Source organism: Trinickia sp. HAY1-2D (assembly GCF_056754935.1).
Map to the genome: position 1 here is coordinate 1,001,996 of NZ_JBPGWX010000001.1, position 21,634 is coordinate 1,023,629.

Sequence of the window (21,634 nt, forward strand, 5' to 3'; positions counted from 1 at the left end):
TTTAGCATTCGATGACGTTGACGGCCAGCCCGCCGCGCGACGTCTCCTTGTACTTCGTCTTCATGTCCGCGCCCGTTTCGCGCATCGTCTTGATGACCGAGTCGAGCGACACGTAATGCTCTCCGTCGCCCTTGAGCGCCATGCGCGATGCGTTCAGCGCCTTGATGGCACCCATGGCGTTGCGCTCGATGCAGGGAATCTGCACGAGACCGCCAACCGGATCGCAGGTCATGCCGAGGTTGTGCTCCATGCCGATTTCGGCCGCATTTTCGACCTGACGCGGTGTGCCGCCCATGACCGCGGCGAGCGCGGCGGCCGCCATCGAGCAGGCCACGCCGACTTCGCCCTGACAGCCGACTTCCGCGCCCGAGATCGAAGCCGTTTCCTTGTAGATGATGCCGATGGCCGCGGCCGTCAGCAGAAAATCGACGATGCCGTCCTCGTTCGCGCCGGGCACGAACTTGACGTAGTAGTGCAACACGGCCGGAATCACGCCCGCCGCACCGTTGGTCGGTGCCGTGACGACTCGCCCGCCGGCCGCGTTTTCTTCGTTCACGGCCATCGCGTAGAGATTCACCCAGTCGAGCATCGAAAGCGGGTCGCGCAGGCATTCCTCCGAGCGCGCCCGCAGGTGCTTCGAAAGCTCCGCGGCACGACGCTTGACGCGCATTGGTCCGGGCAGTTCTCCCTCGGTGCGGCACCCGCGCTCGACGCACGCGGCCATCGTGCGCCAGATCGCGAGCAGCCCTTCGCGCACCTGAGCCGCATCGCGCGAAGCACATTCGTTTTTCATGGCCACTTGCGCGATCGAGAGCCCGTGTTCGCTGCAAGCGCGCAGCAAATCGGCCCCCGTGCGAAACGGATAGGGCACGGATGCACCGCTGCTGACACCGTTGACACGGTCGCCGTCGCGATTGACCACGAAGCCGCCGCCAACCGAGTAATACTCTTTTTCGACGAGCAACTGACCGAGCTCGTCGAACGCCTGAAAACGCATGCCGTTCGAATGGACGACGTTCGTACCGGTCATGAGCCGACGATAGAACGCGATGTCTTCCTTTTCATCGAAGCGGATGGGCGTCTGACCCAGCAGTTGCAGCGATTTTTCGCGCCGAATATGGGCGAGCCGGGGCTCGATCAGATCGGGGTCGATCGTATCGGGCAGATGCCCCTCGAGCCCGAGCAGCACAGCCTTGTCCGTGCCGTGGCCCTTGCCCGTCGCACCGAGCGAGCCGTATAGCTCGACCTTCACGCGGCGTACGTAGCCGAGCAGATTCGCATCCTCGACATGCGAGACGAACCGGCACGCGGCGATCATCGGACCGACGGTATGGGAGCTCGAAGGCCCGACACCGATCTTGAAGAGATCGAAAACACTGACGTTCATGGGGACGGCCTCGATTGACGAATTGACGTCTCGTGAGATGGTGCGGCGCCGCATCCTCTGGCGTGATGCCGTTGCAGCGTACGATTACCGATGGACGCCAGTACACCAAAGCGTAGAATTCGCCGATAGAACAAAAGCGGCATCGCTGTGGGATGCCGTCGCCAAACCTACCCGCGCGGGCCCCGGTTGTGCGCGTAAATGATAATTTGCGGCGGAAAACCACAAATGGGCACCCGGCGGCTCGCCCGCCACACCGTCTTTTTGCATTGGCAACATGAACGCAGTCGAACCGTCACCGCCGATTACCTCCGTCATACCGAAGGAACGCATCCGTTTCGGCATCGTCCTGCTGCCGAATTTCACGCTGACGGCATTCTCGGGCTTCGTCGACATGCTGCGCCTGTCCGCCGACGACAGCGATTTCAGCAAGCCCGTGCGCTGCGCCTGGAGCGTCGTGGGCAGGACGCTTGCGCCCGTGCGCGCGAGCTGCGGCATCCAGGTGACGCCGTGGGAAACCTATGAGGAGTCCGAACCGTTCGACTACGTCGTCGTCGTCGGTGGGCTGCTGCATTCGGGACCGCACGCCGACGACGACACGCTCGAGTTCATTCGACGCGCGGCGAACCGCGGCGCGACGGTCGTCGGCATCTGCACAGGCGTCTTCGCGCTGATGCGCGCGGGCGTGCTGGACGGCTACCGTACCTGCGTCAGCTGGTTTCACTACTGGGATTTCATCGAGCGGTTCCCGTCGGCAGATACGAACCTGCTCGTGGCCGACAGGCTGTTCGTCATCGATCGCCGGCGCGTGACCTGCTCGGGCGGCCGCGCATCGATCGACGTCGCCGCAGCCATTCTGCTGCGTCACTTCGATCATGCGACGGTGCAAAAGGCGTTACGGATCTTGCTCGTCGGGGAAATGCAGAAGGGCAACGCGCCGCAGCCCCATCCACCGGGGCTCGCGCCCGCGACGCATCCGAAGGTCAAGCGTGCGATCCTGTTGATGGAGCAACACGTCGGGCGTACGCTGCCGCTCGAAGAGCTGGCGTGCAAGCTCGATTTGTCGCCGCGTCAGCTCGAACGGCTCTTCAAGGCTGAAACGGGTAAGAGCCCTCAGACGTTCGCCAAGCATGTGCGGCTACGCACGGCCGCATGGCTGCTGACGAGCTCCGACCGAACGGTCGCCGATATCGCATCGAGCTGCGGGTTCTCCGATGCGTCGCATCTGGGGCGCGAGTTCCGCAAGCAATTCGGCGTGCCGCCCGTGACCTATCGCGAGCGGCAAGCGGGGCTGTCGAAGCAGGAAGAATTCGCGCTGATCGACGGTGAATCCCTGCCCGACGACGAGGATTGACGGGCAAGCCGCATTCGTCGAGCGGTTCGCACCAGCCGTGACTGACCCGCCTCGACGCGTATATCAGCCACGGCACCCGATATCGACCCGATCGGACGTCAATGCGAGGCGATGTAAGACTTCACCGCCGCGAGCCCATCCTTCCCGTCGAACGTCGTCACGCCGGAGAGCCATTGATCGAGCACCTTCGGGTTCTGCTTCAACCAGGCCGTCGCGGCCTTCGTCGGATCTTCCTTGTTCATGATCGGCATCATCACGTGGTTTTCGACATCCGTCGTGAACTTCAGATTCGATACGAGCTTCGCCGCGTTGGGACAACGTGCCGCATAGTCGGGCGGCGTGGCGGTGAAAACCTTCGCCTCGCCGTAGTTCGGCCCGAACACGTCGTCGCCGCCGCTCAGATAATCGATCTTCATCTGCACGTTCATCGGGTGAGGCTCCCAACCGAGAAAAACGATCCACTGCTTGTTGCGGACCGCCTTGTTCACCTCGACGAGCATGCCGGCCTCGCTCGATTCGACGAGCTTGAATTTGCCGAGGCCATACTGATTGCCCTTGATCATCTTTTCGATGAGGGCATTGCCGTCGTTGCCCGGCTCGATGCCGTATATCTTGCCATCGAGCTTGTCGGCATACTTTTGAATATCGGCAAACGTCTTGAGCCCGCCGTTATAGACGTATTCCGGGACGGCCAGCGTATATTTCGCACCGGTCAGATTGGGGCTCGCCAGTACCTTGACCTGCCCTGCCTTGACGAACGGCGCGACGATCGGATCCATCGTGGGCGACCAGTAGCCGAGAAACACGTCGATCTGCTTGCTTTTGATGCCGGTAAAGGTGATCGGCACCGAAGCGATCGTCTTCATCGGGTGATAGCCGAGCCCTTCGAAAACCGTCGAGGCCAAGCCCGTCGTTGCCGCGATGTCGGTCCAGCCCACATCCGCAAAACGCACGTTGCGACACGCCGCCGGATCCGTCGCATAAGCGGACGTCGATAGCGCCGCGGCGGCCACTACATAACCGGCTTTCATCCACACCTGCTTCATCGCGATCATCCTCAGTTCCCTGCCTTGTTTTTTGCTGATTACAGGATCGACACTTCGCCGGGCAAGGCAAAGCATCGTACGGACTGCCAATCGATTCACAACGAACCTGCTTCGTCAATGCTCGCGCCTGCGCTCGCGGCTCGGCGCATACCCGAACTGCGAGCGATAAGCCTTGCTGAAGTGGCACGGAGACTGGAAACCGCATATCGACGTGACATGCGCGATCGATGCATCGGTCGTGCGCAGCAGCTCGCGAGCACGGCGAAGGCGAAGCGACAAGTAGTAGTGAGTCGGCGAAACGTCGAGATAGAGCTTGAACATGCGCTGCAGATGGCGCTGCGAGAGTCTGACGAGCCGTGCCAGTTCATCGAGGGAAAGCGGCTCTTCGATGTTCGCTTCCATGAGCCGCACGACTTCGACGAGCTCCGCCCGCGAAAAACCGATGCGCGCATCGACCGGAATCGGCTGATGGTCCGAAGCGCTGCGGATGCGCTCCAGGATGAACTGCGCCGACACCTGCCCAGCCAGGTTCTGCCCGTGCCGCCGCCCCACGAGATGGAGCATCAGATCGAGCGGTGCCGTACCGCCGGTGCAGGTGAGGCGATCGCGATCGATGACGAACAGCTCGTCGGTGAACTTCACGCGTGGGAACTCGCGATGCAGGGCGGACATGTCCTCCCAGTGCACGGTGCACCGGTAATCGTCGAGCAGGCCCGCGCTCATCAAAGCGTAAGCGCCGGTGCACAGCGCGCCGAGCGGCACATCGCGCGAGGCGAGATAAGCAAGCAGGCTGCGCACGCGCAGATCCACCCCCTCGCGAATCTGCGTGCCGCCGCAAACAATGAGCACATCGGGCACGCCCGCTGTTTCCAGCGTGCAGGTCGGCGTCACGGTGACCCCGTTGCTGGCGGGCACCGGAACACCGTCCGGCGAAATCACCGACCACCGGTAGTGGTCGGCGCGGCTGACGTAGTTCGTCATCCTGAGCACCTCGACGGCGCTCGTGAACGCAATCATCGAGAAGTTCGGCAAAGTCAGGAAGCCGAAATGTTCGGTCCTGGTCTTCGCCGCTTCGTCCGCTGCAACGACGGCCGACGCCATATGTGCCTCGCGTCAGCTTTGAGCGGCCGGCTGCTGCGCCGAGCGCACGCGCATCACGTTGCGAAGCCCCTTGAAGCGCTGCGTCTGCACGACGCCGGGCATGCGTCCGAAGCTCTCTGTGATGCGGTCGAGGACGATCGCGAGCAGCACGACGGACAAACCGCTTTCGAACCCGAGCCCGATATCGAGCCGCTGAATGCTCGCCAGCACATCGTTGCCGAGTCCGCCGGCGCCCACCATCGAAGCGATGATCACCATCGAGAGCGCCATCATGATCGTCTGATTGACGCCTTGCATGATCGACGGCAACGCATTCGGAAACTGCACCTTGTAGAGCAATTGCCACGGCGTGCAGCCGAACGCCTGCCCCGCCTCGACGATTTCGCGATTGACGTGCCGGATGCCGAGGCTCGTCAGGCGCACGGCGGGCGGCATCGCGAAGATGACCGTCGAGAGAATCCCCGGGACGCGTCCGAGGCCGAACAGCATGGCCGCGGGAATCAAGTACACGAACGCCGGCATGGTCTGCATGAGGTCGAGGATCGGCCGCACGACGAGCGCCACATGCTTGCTCTTGGCGGTCCAGATGCCGAGCGGAATCCCGATGACGAGGCTGATGATCGTCGATGAGAGCGTCAGGCCGAGCGTGACCACGGTCTGATCCCAGAACCCGGTGGCATAGATGAGCAACAGCGATAGCGTCGTGAACAGCGCGAAGCGCCAGCCCACGCGCCACAGCCCGACGCCGATGAAAATTGCCATCAGCGCCCACATCGGTATGGCCTGCAGCCCATGCTCGACGAGCGCCGCCAGCGATTCGATCGCCCGGCCGATCGCATCGAATGTGTTGCTGTCGTGATCGAGCAGATAGTGGACCGAGTGGTCCACCCAACTTCCGAGCGGAATGAGTTCAGACATGGGAACCTCGCATACGCGTAAGAGCTTGAAGAACGACGGCGCGATCGACCGAGCCACAGTAGCAGCCGTCGTCGTCCACCACAGGCAGCGCGCGCGCATGCGCGACGACGCGCGAGACGACCTGCTCGAGCGTCGCCCCGCGTGAGATGCATTCGACCTGTCCGACGTCGGAGGACGCCTTGCCGAGCGCATCGCGCGTGACGAAGCCACGGAACTTGCGCTCGCCGTCGAGCACGAAGGCGTAGTCGGCGCTGCTGTTCAGCGATGCCGCGACGCCCGCCGCATCGAGGTGCCGCACGAGCGGCACGGCGTCCGTCTGCATGAGATCGCCCGCGGTCAGGTAGCGGCTCGTATCGACGCCATCGAAAAACGCGCGCACGTACTCATCCGCCGGACTGCTGATGATTTCCTGCGGCGTGCCGAGCTGCACGAGCCGGCCGCCTTCCATGATCGCAATCCGATTCCCGATCCTGAGCGCTTCCTCGAGATCGTGCGAAACGAACAGAATCGTGCGCCGCTGGTCCTTTTGCAGCTGCAGCAGGACGTTTTGCATCTCCTTGCGCTTGAGCGGATCGAGCGCCGAAAACGCCTCGTCCATGATCATCAGCGATGGATTGACGGCCAGCGCGCGTGCGAGCCCGACCCGTTGCTGCATCCCGCCCGACAGCTCGGAGGGCAGCTTGTGCGCAAACGTCGCGAGGCCCACCTGTTCGAGCACCGCCATCGCGCGCGCCTCGCGCACCTTGCGCTTTTCGCCGGCGACTTCGAGGCCGAAGGCCGCGTTGGCGAGCACCGTGCGCTGCGGCATCAGCGCGAACGACTGAAACACCATGCTCATGTCGCGCCGGCGCAGCGCCGTCAACTCCGAGCGCTTCACAGCTGCGATGTCGCGCCCGTCGACGAGCACCTTGCCCGCCGTCGGCTCGACAAGCCGATTGATCAGGCGAATCAGCGTGGATTTCCCGGAACCCGAGAGCCCCATCAGGACGAAGATCTCGCCCTCCGGAACCTCGAACGACACGTCGTGCACGCCGACGACCTGCCCTGTGCGCGCAAAGATCTCGTCTTTCGTCGCGCCCTGAGCCAGCATGTCGATCGCTTGCTTGGGGTTGCTGCCGAACACCTTGCAGAGCCCTTCGACGACCACCTTCGGTGAACTCATTTTCTCCGTCTCCTTGCGGCAGGCGCGTGCCTGCACAGTCTGCATACATAGTTGCCAGAAAAATCCCCGGGTAGCCGACGAATTCCGACGCACGCTTGCGAAAATGCGACACGGGCCGGCAAGCCGCCGATCCCGGCGCGGTTCCGCGTCGTTTCATGCCAAAATGGCCCCGTTTTTTGGCAAGTTCGTGTTCCAGGAAGACATTACGCACGCTATGTCAGACAAGCCGCGCCATCGTGCCCCCGAGGGGCGTGCGATGCTTCACGGGAGCCGTATCCGTATCGGGCGCATGAGGCTCGAGCCGCGCCTCGCCGCCCTGCTTTGCGCATCGGTACTGGCAGCCGGCTGCGCGACGCTCGCCGCGACGGATCCGAACGCGCTATGGCAGATCGTTCACTTCGATTGCACCGCCGCCGCGCGTTCGAGCGGCCGCACCGGTCTGTGCGCCGCTGTCGACCTCGATCGGCATTTCGCCATCCTCAAGGATCGCAGCGGCATTGCCCAGCACCTGCTGATCCCCACCGAGCGCGTTTCAGGCATCGAGAGCCCCGCAGTGTTGGCACCGGACGCCCCCAACTACTGGGCCGACGCATGGCAGGCGCGCAGTTACGTGCAGGCTTCGCTCGTAAAAGCACATCGGCATGCGCTCGCCGACGATCAACTCGGACTCGAGATCAACTCCACGTATCGGCGTTCGCAAGACCAGTTGCACATCCACATCGACTGCATGAGCGCCTCGGCGAGCGCCGCGCTCGCCAAGCATCGATACGACGCCGCGCAGCGCTGGACATGGGACACGATCGATGGCGCGCGTTATCGAGTGATGCACATCGACGGGCCCACGCTCAGCGTGGATCCCTTCGACATCGTTGCGCGCGACCGACCCGGCGCGATGGCGATGCAAACGATCCTCGTCACTGGAGCCGGCCCGTGGGCACAGCGCGACGGGTGGCTGATCGTGAACAGCGCCACCGACGTCGACGGCGGAACAGGCTCCGCCGAAGTCCTGCTCGACCATCGCTGCGAGGCGGCGGGCCCGGTATAACGCCGCGCAGACGTTCCTCCCGCTCGCGTGAATATCGCCCACGCCAGGTCGCAATGAGACCATTTCATGTCGCCTTTATTCACGTGACGCGGAATATGGACTTGTAAGTTGCGGTAATCGTCGCCTTTGCACTACTTGCCCGACTCGCGACGACTTGCTGCCGCATCTTCCCAACCTCCAGAGACAGAAGCGATGAAAAAACGACTGAATGCAGCGGCGTTCACGGGCGCCGCGCTCGCGATCGCATGCATGCCCGCTGCAAGCTATGCGCAAAGCAGCGTCACGCTCTACGGCATCATCGATGCCGGCATCACCTGGGTCAACAATACGGGCGGCTCTCATGTCGTCAAGTTCGATGACGGCATCTCCTATGGTAATCGCTGGGGTATCAAAGGCCAGGAAGATCTTGGCGGCGGACTTTCGGCCGTTTTCGTACTCGAAAGCGGCTTTCATGTCGGCAACGGCCAGTTGGGATTCGGCGGCGCCGAATTCGGGCGCCAGGCTTATGTAGGACTGCAGAACAGCTGGGGCACCGTTTCGCTCGGCAATCAGCTCGACATGACGGGCGAAATGGTCGGGCTGTACAACGTCTCGGCATGGGCCAGCGGCTATGCGATTCACCAGGGCGACTTCGATCGTTTCAATATCGATCGTTTGCCGAACTCGATCAAATTCCTCTCGAACGAATTCAGCGGCTTCAAGTTCGGCGGCATGTATTCGTTCGGCAATGTGGCCGGCAACTTTCATCAGGACAGTGCATGGAGCGTCGGCGCGCACTATGCGAACGGCCCCTTCACGATCGGCACCGCCTATACGCAGCTCAACAATCCGCACGGCATCTATGCGTTCGATCCTTACGCGATGATCGGCACCCACACGTTCCTGGGACGGCCGACCGTCAGCGTCGATCCGGCAACCGGCGCGATCACGGACCTCTTTTCGAGCAGTTCTTTCCCGGTGGACAAACAGGCCACGTTCGGCATCGGCGCGAGCTACCTGATCGGCACGGTCACGCTGATGGGCAACTACAGCTACACGCAGATCAAGGGACTCGGTACCAAATCCCACATGCACGTGGGCGAAGGCGGTGCCAGCTGGCAGGTCACCCCCGCATTCAGTGCCGTGGGCGGTTATCAATACACGTCGTTCGAAGGCCACCACTGGAATCAGGTGTCGGCAGGCCTGCATTACCTGCTCTCGAAGCGGACCGATGTCTATATCTCCGGCGATTGGCTGAAAGCGTCGAGCGGCGTGGATGCCGTGATCGGCTACAGCTTCACACCCTCCACGACGACGACGCAAGCCGACGTGCGCATCGGCATGCGGCACTCGTTCTGAACTCCATCGCGGGGAGGCGCCGCGTCGCCTCTCCCTCCCGCTATCCGTCCCGCTTAATTATTCGACCGATGTGCCGACATCCTGGATAGACGGCCATGTACGGTCTCGATCGCATCGGATGGATGAGATCGAATCATTCAAACATCAAAAGGGGACAAGGTGAAGTTCACACATTCGATCGCGTTCAAGATCAGCGTGGCCTCCGGCTTCGCGTTGGCGGCCACCGTAGCGTTATTGACCACGGTAGGCGCGCTGAACGTTCGCCATCAGGCTATCGATGCTTTCGAGCAATCGAGCAGTGCGCGAATCAAGCAAGCCGATGAATCGCTGGACGGGCTTTTCCGCGAAGTCGAGCAAAACCTGACGTACCTGGTGAATACGGTTCAACTGCAGTCCGCCGATAACACCATCGTCGATTACATGACGCACAGCGATACGATGACGCCCGAGTCGAACGGCCCCGTCGAACGATCGATCTATGCGTTGCTGAAGGCCTTCGGCGACAGCCACCCCAATATGCGCTACCTCGATATCGGGACGAAATGGGGAGGCTATGTACAGTGGCCGGTCGAAAGCTTCAACGGGGCACACTACGACCCACGCGTGAGACCCTGGTATCAGCTTGCAATGACCGCACCCGATCGCGTCGTCAGACCGGCTCCCTATCTGAATGCGGCGGCCTCGGGCGGCGCAATCATTTCGTTCGCGCGCGTCGTGAAGAATCCGCAAGGGGAAGTCATCGGCGCGCTCGAGGGCGACATTACGCTCGACGGCTTCGCCAAGCTCACGAACGCCATCCGTTTCGGCAAGACAGGCTACCTGATCGTCGTCGACAACAACGGCAAAATCCTCGTCGACCCACGTGACAAATCGCACGAGTTCAAGGATATGAAAGCGCTCGGCGAAGGGTACCGCCAACTCGCCGCCGCGAGCGATGGTCTCGCGACGATCGAAATGAACGGCACGTCGTATCGCGCGTACGTCTATACCTCGCCTCGAAACGGATGGAAGTATTTCGCGCTGGTTCCAAGCGCCGAAATGATGGCGGCCGCCAATCGGCTCACCGCGATGCTGATCGGCGTCGGTCTGCTGGTGCTCGCGGGAGCGCTCGCCGTAACGATTGCGCTCGGACGCCGGATGACGTCGCCTTTGCGCACGCTGGCGGGCTCGATGTACGAGATTGCATCGGGCGATGGCGACATGACGCGTCGCCTGCCGCTCGTCAGCAAGGACGAGGTGGGACACCTCGCGACCCAGTTCAACGCTTTCGTCGAGAAACTGCATGGCGTGCTCGTCAAGGTGATGGCAAGCAGCCGTCACTTCGAGCTCGCCGCCAACGAAGTGTCCGCCGGCAACGGCGACCTCTCGGCGCGCACGGAACAACAGGCCGCCTCGATTCAACAGACCGCCGCAACGATGGAAGAACTGGCGAATACGGTGCGCGGTACGGCCGAGCAGGCGAAAAACGTCAACGAAGTCGCAACGAACGCAGTCCAGACCGCCCGCCGCGGCAATGAAGCCGTGTCGAGCGCCGCGCGGACGATGGACGTCGCCGTCGAACAATCGGGGCGTATCGTCGGCATCGTCGCCATGATCGAAAGCATCGCTTTTCAGACCAACATCCTGGCGTTGAACGCGGCGGTCGAATCCGCGCGTGCGGGTGAAAGCGGCCGCGGATTTGCCGTCGTCGCATCGGAAGTGCGCAACCTCGCACAGCGATCGACGAGCGCGGCGAAGGAAATCAAGGACCTGCTGGAATCGTCGGTGGACCACGTGAGAACGGGTGCCGAGCAGGTCAACGTCGCCGGCCGGACGATCTCGGAGTTGACCGACGCCATAGCGAACGTCGCAACGATCACGACCGAGATTTCCGCATCGGCCCGCGAACAGAGCCGTTCGATCGACGAGGTGAACCAGGCCGTCTCGCTCATGGATCAATCGACGCAACAAAACGCCGCGCTGGTCGAGCAGATCGCGGCCGCCTCGGCGTCGCTGAGCGAGCAAGGCCGCGAGCTGCATACCACCGTCGGCTTTTTCAGGCTCGACTGAGGGGAGCCATCAGCCGGCCCGCAACCCGCGCTGCCGCAACCATTCGCTATTGAACAGGCGCGCGAAATAGAGGCTGCCGCGATCGCAAAGCAGTGTCACGATCGTATGGCCCGGCCCCATTTCGCGGGCGACCTGCACGGCGGCAGCCACATTGATTCCTGTCGATCCACCGACGAAAAGGCCTTCCTCGCGAAGCAGCCGATAGACCATCGTGACGCAGGTCTGATCGTCGATACGAACGGCATCGTCGATCGGCGTGCCTTCCAGGTTCGCTGTCACGCGGCTCGAACCGATGCCCTCGGTGATCGAGTTCCCTTCGCTTTTGAGCTCGCCGCTTTTGACGAAGCTGTAAAGCCCGCTGCCGTGAGGGTCGGCCAATACCGTCTTCACCTCCGGTTTGCGCTCCTTCAGACAGCGCGCCACGCCTGCCAGTGTGCCGCCCGTGCCGGTCGCGCAGACGAACGCGTCGACCAGGCCGGCCGTATCGCGCCAGATCTCCGGGCCGGTCGTTTCATAGTGCGCCTGGCGATTGACGAGATTATCGAACTGGTTCGCCCAGATGGCGTTCTCCGTTTCCTGCGCCAGGCGGCCCGCGATTTTCTGGTAATTATTGGCATCCTTGTAGGGCGCGGCCGGTACCGGCCGCACCTCGGCGCCCAGTACCCGCAAGAGATCCATCTTTTCCTGCGATTGCGTTTCGGGAATCACGATGACGCATCGATAACCGCGCGCCGCACAGATATGTGCGAGGCCGATGCCGGTGTTGCCCGCGGTACCCTCGATCACGGTGCCGCCGGGCCGCAGCGCCCCCCGGCGCTCGGCATCCTCGATGATATAGCGGGCCGCCCGGTCTTTGACCGAACCGCCCGGATTCATGAATTCCGCTTTGCCGAGAATCTCGCATCCGGTCTCGGCACTGAGCTTGCCAAGGCGCAGTAGTGGCGTATTGCCGATTGCGCCGGTAAATCCATCGAGCGCGGGCATGATCCCTCCCTTCGCCGTTCACGTACGGGACGATCTCAGTATAGGCCGGTTCAATATAAACAGATCGGTATGTATCAATACAAATCCCCCCGCCAAAACACCCGATAAGTTTCAATTAGGCTATATTCAACGCATCAAAGATTGAAACGAATAAATCGGAGACCGCCCTACCGCCAGGACTTCGCGTCACCATTGAAACGAGTTCGGCCATTTCGAGCCGGGTTCGATTTAAAACGTTTTCAGCTTATTCGGTTACAGAAGATTTGCCTTTGCAGCATACTCTTTTGCCGGAAATATGCGCATACGGGGGATCGGCGAATAGCCGGTCGAAAACGTCAGCCTGTACCACCGCGGCCTTCACGACGAAAGGGATGCTCGTTCAACCCATCGTCGGGGGCCATCTTGAACATCAGCACTCGGGAAAACACCGTCTTCGAATTGATCGCGAAAGGCCTTACCGATCGCGAAGTTGCCAATCACCTTTCGATTTCGATCGCGACTGCGCGTAAACATCGTGAAAACCTGTTGGGCAAATTCCACTTCACGAAGTCGTCTCAACTCGCTACGCATTACTTTCGACTCAATCCGGACGCCCTCAAAAAAACGATGACTTGCGACTGACCGTCGTTTGCACGCCTCGCGAACGAGAAATATTAAGGCTTCTCGCAGTCGGCCTCAGCGACAAACAGGCGGCACGAGCACTTTCGATCAGCGACATGACCGCGCGTAAGCATCGAGCCAATCTTCTGCGAAAAACCGGCGCCCCCAACGTCTGTGCATTGATTTTCATGGCGGCGGCGGCCGGATGGCTCGACGACCTTTTGCAGCCGCCGGAATCGGCTTGATTGCGATCTACCGCATTTGCCGTATGGAGCCGGCGAAGCCGCACTCGCACAATCGGTTCGTCGATTGTTCAGATGATTCGCCCAATAGGTGCCAACGGCATCGGGGTTGTTTCATCCCGGTCGGCACGTGACCGGCGCACACACTCCATTCGACTTACGCGCCGGACCATTCCGCTCTCCATCGAGGATTCCGAAATGACTTACGTACATCCTGCTTTTGCCGGCGTAGTGCCGCATATGCCGTACGTGCACCTTCATCATCTCGCGGCGATGCCGCAGGCCGTCGCGCCGCAATCCGTGGCACCGCAAGCAGTCGCGCCCATGGCCTATGCGCCGCAAGGCATTTTCAGCGGCATCGTCGGCGCGCTGGCGCCGACCGTAGGTCAAGCCGTGGGCGGTCTTTTGGGCGATCCGGGCGCAGGCAGGGCCATCGGTAATGTGGCAGGGCATATTGCCAGCTTTCTGCCGTTCGCCGTCGAGCCGCAAACGGCCTTCGCACCGCAAACGGCCTTCGCACCTCAGACGGCCTTCGCACCGCAAGGCGTTTTCGGGAACATCGCGGGTGCGCTGGCCCCGACGGTCGGCAACGCATTGGGCAGCGCACTCGGCAATGGCGCACTCGGTCAGCAAATCGGTAACGTCGCCGGGCATTTCGCGCAGTTCCTGCCCTTTTCGGTGCAGCCTCAACAGGCGTTCGCGCCGCAGGGCGTCTTCGGCAACATCGCAGGCGCGCTGGCCCCGACGGTCGGCAACGCGCTGGGCAGCGCGCTCGGCAACGGCGCACTCGGTCAGCAGATCGGTGGCGTTGCCGGGCATCTCGCGCAGTTCCTGCCGTTTTCGGTGCAGCCCCAACAAGCCACCCTCATGCCACAGGGCGCCTTCGGCAACATCGCGAGCGCGGTCGCTCCGACGGTCGGCAGCGCATTGGGCAACGCATTGGGCAACGCGGCGCTCGGCCAGCAGATCGGCGATCTCGCGGGACACTTCGCACGCTTTCTGCCCTTTTCGGCGCAGCCTCAATCAGCCCCGCTCATGCCGCAAGGGTTGATCGGCAACATCGCCGGAGGCCTTGCATCGATGCTGCCTTTCGCGGCACAGCCAATGTCGGTGCCGATGGCCGTGCCGATGCACGTGTCCCCTCTCGGAACCATGCACTGACACACGACGGGAAGCCACTTGCTGTCGCGCCGGCCACATGCGCGGCAGCACGCCCCTCATGACGGACGGACGAACTTTACCGGTTTTGCCGCCGCGTTCGTCCGTCGATCGATGCGTCGTTCTCACGGCGACGCGAAGGAGACTGCGATGGACAAGGACAAAAAGCCGGTCGCGCCGAAATCCGCGGCCGAAGGCGACGCCGATTCGACGCCGAAGACCTCGCCTGCCGCCGCGGCAGGAAATGCGGTCCCGGTAGCCGGCGGCAAGCGCCAGTATCTGATTGCGCCACGGCGCGGCGTGCTGGCGAGGCAAGCGGCCGTCACGCCGATGTCGGCGGGCGACATGAGCAATGCGATAGATCGCCTGCCCGGTGTCGAAGTCGTTCGGGTCCTGGCCGGCCACAAGAACGCGCGCATGATGTCGGCGCGCCCCGACGAAGCAACCGACACCTACGTGGTCAAGGTCGATCCGGCCCACGCGCAGATCCTGCAGGCAACCGCACCGCCCGAGATGATCGTCGAAGAGGACCATTCGCTCGGCTACGGCCGCAAGCCCGACGCCGACGCCGGCGCGCAACTCAACCCGCAGTCGGCGTTCTCGTCGGCCACGCTCAGACAGGTGACCATTCGCGTGCTGGGCACGGACGACGCACCTGTTGCCAACGCCGTCGTCGAGGTCGCCGCCGACGGATTTCCGGCCAAAGGCACGACGAATGCAGGCGGGGAAGTCACGCTGACGCTCGTGCAAATGAGCAACGGGCCGGTGCAGTCGCTCTCGGTTCGTCCCGCGCATACGTACTGGAACAGCTATCTCGTCGGACCGTCGCTCGCGAGCGACCAGGTCAATATCGTGAAGCTCACCCCTTTATGGCTGCCGAATCGCAATGTGCCCCCGTTCGCACCGCTCGGCTGGGGACAGCGGCTCATGGGACTCGACGAATCGCCGAGCACGGCCAGCGGAGCCGGCGTGCGCGTGGCCATCATCGATTCCGGCGCGGACACCTCGCATCCGTTGCTCGGCCATATCCTGCGCGGCGCCGACATGACCAACGAGCAGGACCCGGCCACGTGGAAGACCGATGTGATCGGCCATGGCTCGCATTGCGCCGGAGTGATCGCCGCACGCATGGGCGAGCAGGCGAAAACCGAGAGTATCGCCATGCGCGGCTTCGCCCCCGATGCCGAGATCCATGTGCTGAAGGTCTTTCCGAGCGGCCAATACAGCACGCTCATCGAAGCGCTCGACTACTGCATCAATCACGATATCGATGTCGTCAATATGAGTCTCGGCGCGCCGCAGCCTTCGCTTGCCGTCGAGCAAAAGCTCATCGAAGCGGTACAAAGCGGCGTCGCTTGTGTCGTCGCTGCAGGCAACTCCGGCGGCCCCGTCCAATATCCCGCGGCCTCGCCCTACGTACTCGCGGTCTCGGCGTTGGGGCTGCACCGGGAATTGCCGCCGAGCGCCTGGGAACAGACGCAAGTCGTCGCGCAAACGCTGACTGCCGACGGGCTCTTCTCGCCGACGTTCTCGTGTCATGGGCCGCAGATCGGCGTGTGCGGCCCGGGCGTCGGAATCGTGTCGACCGTGCCGGGTGCGGCCTTCAATCCCGAGTCCGGCACCTCGATGGCAGCGCCCCACATCACCGGTCTCGCGGCACTGCTGCTGAGCGATCCGCATCTTGCCGGCTATCTCGGTCCCAGGGGACCGCAACGCGTCGCCGCGCTCTTTCAATTGATCCGGATGATCTGCACACCCGTTTCGGCGAACGATCCATTGAACCGCTTCGGCGCGGGTCTGCCGAGATTGCAAAACATTCGCCGGCTGCTGCCGCAAGTCTACCGGTAAGGACCCCACGCACGCGCGATGCGCAAGCGCACGCCGCGAATATCGCGGCGGCGCCGCGCACCGGCGTCAAAACGACAGGAGAACATCGACATGTCGACGCTATCGCACCGGAGAATCAGGCGGGCCGCATTGCTCGCGGCGATCGGCCTCGTTTCGGTCGGCGCCCACGCGCAAAGCTGGACGCTCGCACTTTCGTGGAAAGCAGGATCGTGCGACGAGAACAACGGAACCACCACCTGCATCGCCCAGGCGGCGCAGAGTGTCCCGGCCCGTGGCGCCGATACGGATGCGGGTGCCCCGCCCCCGATGCTGAAAGCGATCGCGCTGCGTACGGATCGCGTCGATTGCGATGCGACCGCGCTCGCCGACGAGAGCCTGCCCGCCGGCCTCGAACGCTATGTGTCGTCGACGAGCGGCAATTCGTTGCAACAGCGCTGGAGCCGCTATGGCAGTTGCAGCGGATACACGCCGGCAGGTTACTTCACGGAAATCGCGGCCATGGCGCGTGCCGTCGGCCGTACGAACCTCGGACAGTATCTCGAGCAGCATGCCGGCAAACGGGTGCCGCTCGACGAGCTGAAAGATGCGCAACTGCATGACTTCTTCTTCGGCGCCGATAAAGCCATTCAGTTCTACTGCGCGCCAGACGGGCGCCTCGCCGAAGTGCGCTACACGTTGCGCGACTGGTCCGACATGTTCGTTTACCGCGACAGGGGCAGCCTGCTCGTGCCCACACCCGGCGGAAACTGCGGCGAAGAGGTCATTCTCTAGCAGCGCCCAATAGAAGACGCCCGCAACGTCCCCACGCCAACAGGAGACCTCATCATGTGTGCTGTCCGAATCGGTGTGCAATATCCATCGCCCAAGATCGGTTTCGACCAAGGCATTCGAGGCGCGCCGGCCGGCGCCGCGATTGCGCCGGCCGTGCCGAGGCACGCGCTGATCGCGCAATTGCAAACGGAGTGCGACGCGATGGCTCGCTATGCACTCCGGCACGGCATGGCGATCGCCCCGGAGCTCGTGGCGCAACTGTCGCCGCTGCTCGCCATCGATCCCGAGTCGGTGAGCGCTTCGACGAACGGTGCCGAAGGCATCGGCAACGGAGCGGCTTCGTCCGCGCAGACTCCGCTATGCCACGCGCTCGCCACGATTCACCGGCGCCTCGCAATCGCGATCTCACCGGCCACGCCGCAAGCCGTCGCACTGCTCGATAACGAGCGTCGGCGCCAACGCTTCTCCTGGCTGGGGCCCGTGCCGCTGATTCGCACGCTGACGGTCTGCGCGCTGTCATTCCTGTTCGCGGTGATCGCCATGTCGCTGCCGCCCGAGGTCTCGGCCGCGAACATCGACCGGGGATTCCTCGATTCGTCGGGCACGCCGCTGTTGTTGAACGCGATCTTTCTGCTGTCGTGCGCCGGCCTCGGCGCGTCGTTCGCCACGCTCTTTCAAGCGCATCGATTTGTCGCGAATGCGACGTACGACCCTCAATACGACGCTTCGTACGGCGCACGCCTGATACTCGGCGTCATCGCCGGGCTGATTCTCGTGGAGATCCTGCCTTCTCATCTCTACGACAGCGGCAGCATGCGCAGCTTCGGCAAGCCTGCACTCGCCATGCTGGGCGGATTCTCCGCGACCGCCGTGCATCGGCTGCTGCATCGGCTCGTCGAAACGCTCGAGACGCTCGTGCGCGGCGACCCGCGGCCGGCCGCGGAGGCGGCCTTCGAGACGCGACGCGCACAGGCGGCGACCGAGCGCGTCCAATGGAAAGGCGAGCTTGCCGCGGAATTGCTCGAACTTCAACAATCGATCGAGGGCGGCATGCCGGTGGACGCGGTCAAGCAGCGGCTGGCCAGCTTCACGCGCAACGTCCTGCATCCCGATGCACCGAAGCCCGCCGCAAGCGCCGCGGCCGAGCCCGGTCAGAAGGAGTAAGCCATGCTCTTCCTCTATAACTGGCCGTCATCGATCATGGGACTCTTCGTCGTCACGCTCACGCTGATCGTCGCGCTGGGCGGCTATGCCTTCTTTCGCCGCGTCGTGGGCGTGCGTCCCGCACCCGAAGAGCAATCGATGACGATTGCGATGGTCTCCGTCATCACCACGATCAACTCGCTGCTGATTGCGTTCGCCGCCATCAACGTATGGGGGGCCTACTCGGACGCAGCCCACAACGTCGACCTCGAAGCCACGACGGCCGGCGAACTCGCGCGTGATCTCGCTGCATTCGGCGAGCCGCCCGCGGGCCAGGCAGTCGATGCGCTCCATGCCTATCTCGATGGCGTCGTGCGCTTCGAATGGCCGAAGATGCAGCAAGAAGCAGCCGGCGATCCCAAGTCGGAAGCGCGTTTCGACGCACTCTTCGCCAAGGTCAACCAGATTCAGCCGCGCAACGAGCGGCAGCGCGCGCTGCTGGCCGAGGTGCTCAAGCGCGTCAATGAGTTGGCCAAACTGCGCGATCAGCGCCTGCTGACGCTCGATGTCGCCATGCCGGCGACGCTGTGGACCGTCATGCTGATTGCGAGCGCCGTCTCGTTCCTGCTCCTCTATACGCTGCCGGGCACCATGTTCAACGTCGCGTTGATCGCCGCGTGGGCGCTGACGCTCGGGCTCGCATTCTTTTTCGTGCTGGCCGTCGACCGGCCCTTCGCGGGCCGGGTCAGCGTGGGGCCAGAGCCGCTCGCGCATCTGGTGCAAGCGCTGAATGCCCGCGCGCAACCTGCGATCGGAGTCGATCATGACACGCGATGACTTCCTGGCTGCGGCACAACTATCGGACGCGCTCGTCGATCAATGGTACGCGCCCATCCGTGCCGCGTTCGACGAGTTCGATATCTCGACGCCGGCGCGCATGGCCGCCTTCGTCGCCCAGGCAGGCCACGAAACACTCGGCTTCACGCTCACGCGCGAGCTGTGGGGGCCGACGACGGCTCAGCTCGCTTACGAGCCGCCCTCGCCAAAAGCAGCCGAACTCGGGAATGTGCGACCCGGCGATGGGCGGAGGTTCCGCGGTCGAGGACTGCTTCAGATCACGGGGCGGGCGAACTACGCGGCCTGCGGCCACGCGCTCGGCATCGATCTCGAGACGCAGCCCGAGCAGCTCGAGCAAGCGCTCGCCGCGGCCCGCGCTTCCGCATGGTGGTGGCACCAGCATGGTTGCAGCGCCTTCGCGGATAGCGGCGATTTCATCGCGCTGACCCGGCGGATCAACGGCGGCGTCAACGGACTCGTCGACCGGCAACGCCGGTGGGAAATCGCGAAAGCCGCGTTCGGTATCTGAGCATGCGCGTCGCGCATCGATGCGGGATCGATCACTTTAACGAGCGCCCCCGTGCGCCGGCGCGCTACTACACGCACTACTTGTCCAGGCTCCAGCCGCCATCACCCGCCCGTCTCCATGACGAGCAGCTGCGCCCCGTCGGCCACCTGATCGCCGACGCCGTACAGCACCTCGGAGACTTTTCCGGCGGCGGGCGCGCCGATCGTATGTTCCATCTTCATGGCCTCCATGACGATCAGGGGCGTGCCCTTTTCCACAACGGCGCCTGCCTCGACGAGCACCGCGATCACCTTGCCCGGCATCGGGGCGGTCAAGCGCCCCTCTCCGTGCTCGGCATCCGCCGCATGCGCGAGCAGGTTCGTCCACTCGAATGCAAGCGATGTACCGGAGCAAAATACATGGAACGTATCGCCATCGACAAAAACCCGGCCCGTCGTTCGAACGTCGCCAAGGCGTACCCCGTAGCCATGAGGCTGCGCCTCGCGCCACCAGTCGAACGGCTCCGTCCATTGCTCGTGCTCGAGGGCGCGAACGGAATCGTCGCGGGTATAGACGACCCTGCAAGGCGCGTCGTCCTCGATCGCGCGCCACTCGATCGTCTGGCGATAGCTGCCGTTCAAACGCCAATGCGATAGCGCATCCCACGGAGAGGCGCCATGCGCGGTGCCGCCTTCGCGCGTCAGCAGCGCTGCGCAGGCAAGCGCGAGCGCTTCCTTGAACGGTTTCTCGGTGCGAGCGAACAGCACATCGTGATGACGCTCGATGAGGCCTGTATCGAGTTCGGCCGAGGCGAACGGCGGGCACGTCACGATGCGCCGCAGAAATTCGATATTCGTTTGCGGGCCCACCGCTTCGCAGGCTTGCAATGCGCGGTCCATACGGGCAAGCGCCTCGTCCCGGTTCGCGCCGTGTACGATCACCTTCGCGATCATCGGGTCGTAAAACGGCGTGATGGTATCGCCTTCGCGCACGCCGCTATCGATGCGCACTGCCGCGCGCCGCGGCTCGCCGATCGTGAACTCGACGCTTGCCGGCATGCGCAGATACTTGAGCGTGCCCGTCGAAGGCAAAAAGCCGCGCGCCGGATTCTCGGCATAGACGCGCGCTTCGATCGCATGGCCATCGACCTTCAACTGGTCCTGCCGCAATGGCAGCGGCTCTCCGGCCGCCACGCGCAACTGCCACTCGACCAGATCGAGCCCCGTCACCATTTCGGTAACGGGATGCTCGACCTGCAGGCGCGTATTCATCTCCATGAAGTAGAACGCCGTGCCGGTCATGATGAACTCGACGGTGCCGGCGCCCACGTAGGACACCGCGCGCGCCGCCGCGACGGCAGCTTCGCCCATCGCTCGCCGAACGTCCGCCTCGAGCCCCGGTGCGGGCGCTTCCTCGAGCACTTTCTGGTGACGCCGCTGCACCGAACAATCGCGATCGAACAGGTAGACCGCACCGCCATGGCGATCGGCGAATACCTGCACCTCGACGTGCCGAGGCCGGAGCAGGTATTTCTCGATGAGAATGCGATCGTTGCCGAAGCTGCTCGCCGCCTCGCGCTTGCATGATGCGAGCGCAGCCGCGAAATCCTCGTGCTTGTCCACCACGCGCATGCCCTTGCCGCCACCACCCGCGCTGGCCTTCAGCAGGACGGGATAGCCGATCGCATCGGCCTCGCGGTGCAATCGTTCGGGGTCCTGATCGTCGCCGTGATAGCCGGGCACGAGCGGAACGGCCGCCGCTTGCATCAGCGCTTTGGCCGCCGCCTTCGATCCCATGGCCGCGATGGCCGACACCGGCGGCCCGATGAAGACGATTCCGGCCGCGTCGCAGGCTTGCGCGAATGCTTCGTTTTCCGAAAGAAATCCATAGCCGGGATGAATGGCCTGCGCGCCCGTCTTCAGCGCGGCATCGATGATGCGCTCGATGCGCAGATAGCTTTCGGCCGCGGGCGAGGCACCGATATGCACCGCTTCGTCGCATGCGGCGACATGCTTCGCACCGGCATCGGCGTCCGAATATACGGCCACGCTCGCCACGCCGAGCCGGCGGCAAGTCGCCGCGACACGGCAGGCAATCTCGCCGCGGTTCGCAATCAGGATCTTGTTGAACATGTGAGGTCTCGCAA

At 63.3% G+C, this 21,634-nt stretch carries 18 protein-coding genes and 1 pseudogene; 12 read left to right on the forward strand and 7 right to left on the reverse strand.

Features of this window, described 5'->3' with window-relative positions; all coding sequences use genetic code 11:
• Position 1: 1 nt before the first annotated feature.
• Positions 2 to 1,387 carry an L-serine ammonia-lyase gene (locus tag ACR9ZC_RS04400; RefSeq protein ID WP_481579276.1) on the reverse strand — a complete coding sequence of 462 codons (1,386 nt, stop codon included), beginning with the start codon at positions 1,385 to 1,387 and terminating at the stop codon, positions 2 to 4.
• A gap of 274 nt (positions 1,388 to 1,661) precedes the next feature.
• Here ACR9ZC_RS04400 and ACR9ZC_RS04405 point away from each other — a divergent pair, with 274 nt between their 5' ends.
• Entirely contained in the window at positions 1,662 to 2,738 is a 1,077-nt protein-coding gene (locus ACR9ZC_RS04405; protein ID WP_481579277.1) for a GlxA family transcriptional regulator, read from the forward strand.
• 98 nt (positions 2,739 to 2,836) lie between these two features.
• Here ACR9ZC_RS04405 and ACR9ZC_RS04410 read toward each other — a convergent pair whose 3' ends face one another.
• The 4 genes and pseudogenes from ACR9ZC_RS04410 to ACR9ZC_RS04425 all read right to left on the reverse strand — a co-directional run.
• Positions 2,837 to 3,769, reverse strand: coding sequence for a choline ABC transporter substrate-binding protein (locus tag ACR9ZC_RS04410; protein ID WP_481579718.1), 933 nt, complete (start codon positions 3,767 to 3,769; stop codon positions 2,837 to 2,839).
• Between the two features lie 129 nt (positions 3,770 to 3,898).
• Positions 3,899 to 4,885 (reverse strand): GlxA family transcriptional regulator, encoded by a 987-nt coding sequence (locus ACR9ZC_RS04415; RefSeq protein ID WP_331570597.1) that lies wholly within the window; start codon positions 4,883 to 4,885, stop codon positions 3,899 to 3,901.
• Between the two features lie 12 nt (positions 4,886 to 4,897).
• Positions 4,898 to 5,803, reverse strand: a complete 906-nt coding sequence (gene choW / locus ACR9ZC_RS04420) for a choline ABC transporter permease subunit (RefSeq protein ID WP_173255540.1) — start codon at positions 5,801 to 5,803, stop codon at positions 4,898 to 4,900.
• Positions 5,796 to 7,088: pseudogene (locus tag ACR9ZC_RS04425) on the reverse strand (quaternary amine ABC transporter ATP-binding protein); the annotation flags it as partial. The pseudogene ACR9ZC_RS04425 and the gene choW, both read right to left, overlap by 8 nt.
• Positions 7,089 to 7,128: 40 nt before the next feature.
• Here ACR9ZC_RS04425 and ACR9ZC_RS04430 point away from each other — a divergent pair.
• The 3 genes from ACR9ZC_RS04430 (at position 7,129) to ACR9ZC_RS04440 (ending at position 11,397) form a co-directional block, all read left to right on the forward strand.
• The gene (locus ACR9ZC_RS04430) at positions 7,129 to 8,010 is read left to right on the forward strand and encodes a CDP-diacylglycerol diphosphatase (protein WP_481579278.1); all 882 of its coding nucleotides are present in this window, start codon (positions 7,129 to 7,131) and stop codon (positions 8,008 to 8,010) included.
• A 192-nt stretch (positions 8,011 to 8,202) separates the two neighbouring features.
• Complete coding sequence (locus ACR9ZC_RS04435; RefSeq protein WP_481579279.1) at positions 8,203 to 9,348, forward strand: porin; 1,146 nt, start codon at positions 8,203 to 8,205, stop codon at positions 9,346 to 9,348.
• A gap of 159 nt (positions 9,349 to 9,507) precedes the next feature.
• On the forward strand, positions 9,508 to 11,397 hold the full coding sequence (locus ACR9ZC_RS04440) for a methyl-accepting chemotaxis protein (protein WP_481579280.1): 1,890 nt from the start codon (positions 9,508 to 9,510) through the stop codon (positions 11,395 to 11,397).
• A gap of 9 nt (positions 11,398 to 11,406) precedes the next feature.
• Here ACR9ZC_RS04440 and ACR9ZC_RS04445 read toward each other — a convergent pair whose 3' ends face one another.
• Positions 11,407 to 12,381, reverse strand: a complete 975-nt coding sequence (locus ACR9ZC_RS04445) for a cysteine synthase A (RefSeq protein ID WP_481579281.1) — start codon at positions 12,379 to 12,381, stop codon at positions 11,407 to 11,409.
• A gap of 402 nt (positions 12,382 to 12,783) precedes the next feature.
• Between ACR9ZC_RS04445 and ACR9ZC_RS04450 the strand changes: the two genes are divergently transcribed.
• The 8 genes from ACR9ZC_RS04450 to ACR9ZC_RS04485 all read left to right on the forward strand — a co-directional run bounded on the left by ACR9ZC_RS04450 (position 12,784) and on the right by ACR9ZC_RS04485 (position 19,509).
• A complete protein-coding gene (locus ACR9ZC_RS04450) occupies positions 12,784 to 13,002 on the forward strand; it encodes a response regulator transcription factor (RefSeq protein WP_481579282.1) in 219 nt (72 codons plus the stop codon).
• The gene (locus ACR9ZC_RS04455) at positions 12,993 to 13,226 is read left to right on the forward strand and encodes a response regulator transcription factor (RefSeq protein WP_481579283.1); all 234 of its coding nucleotides are present in this window, start codon (positions 12,993 to 12,995) and stop codon (positions 13,224 to 13,226) included. The genes ACR9ZC_RS04450 and ACR9ZC_RS04455 overlap by 10 nt, the downstream gene beginning before the upstream one ends.
• 195 nt (positions 13,227 to 13,421) lie before the next feature.
• On the forward strand, positions 13,422 to 14,384 hold the full coding sequence (locus ACR9ZC_RS04460) for a hypothetical protein (RefSeq protein ID WP_331570583.1): 963 nt from the start codon (positions 13,422 to 13,424) through the stop codon (positions 14,382 to 14,384).
• A gap of 147 nt (positions 14,385 to 14,531) precedes the next feature.
• Positions 14,532 to 16,229 carry a S8 family serine peptidase gene (locus ACR9ZC_RS04465; RefSeq protein WP_481579284.1) on the forward strand — a complete coding sequence of 566 codons (1,698 nt, stop codon included), beginning with the start codon at positions 14,532 to 14,534 and terminating at the stop codon, positions 16,227 to 16,229.
• 90 nt (positions 16,230 to 16,319) lie between these two features.
• Positions 16,320 to 17,000 (forward strand): ribonuclease T2 family protein, encoded by a 681-nt coding sequence (locus ACR9ZC_RS04470; RefSeq protein WP_481579285.1) that lies wholly within the window; start codon positions 16,320 to 16,322, stop codon positions 16,998 to 17,000.
• Positions 17,001 to 17,054: 54 nt separating this feature from the next.
• Entirely contained in the window at positions 17,055 to 18,164 is a 1,110-nt protein-coding gene (locus tag ACR9ZC_RS04475) for a hypothetical protein (RefSeq protein WP_481579286.1), read from the forward strand.
• A 3-nt stretch (positions 18,165 to 18,167) separates the two neighbouring features.
• Positions 18,168 to 18,980 (forward strand): bestrophin-like domain, encoded by an 813-nt coding sequence (locus ACR9ZC_RS04480; RefSeq protein ID WP_481579287.1) that lies wholly within the window; start codon positions 18,168 to 18,170, stop codon positions 18,978 to 18,980.
• Positions 18,967 to 19,509, forward strand: a complete 543-nt coding sequence (locus ACR9ZC_RS04485) for a glycoside hydrolase family 19 protein (RefSeq protein ID WP_481579288.1) — start codon at positions 18,967 to 18,969, stop codon at positions 19,507 to 19,509. The genes ACR9ZC_RS04480 and ACR9ZC_RS04485 overlap by 14 nt, the downstream gene beginning before the upstream one ends.
• Before the next feature lie 101 nt (positions 19,510 to 19,610).
• Here the strand turns inward: ACR9ZC_RS04485 and ACR9ZC_RS04490 are convergent, their stop codons facing one another.
• Positions 19,611 to 21,620 (reverse strand): acetyl/propionyl/methylcrotonyl-CoA carboxylase subunit alpha, encoded by a 2,010-nt coding sequence (locus tag ACR9ZC_RS04490; RefSeq protein ID WP_481579289.1) that lies wholly within the window; start codon positions 21,618 to 21,620, stop codon positions 19,611 to 19,613.
• Positions 21,621 to 21,634: the final 14 nt, after the last annotated feature.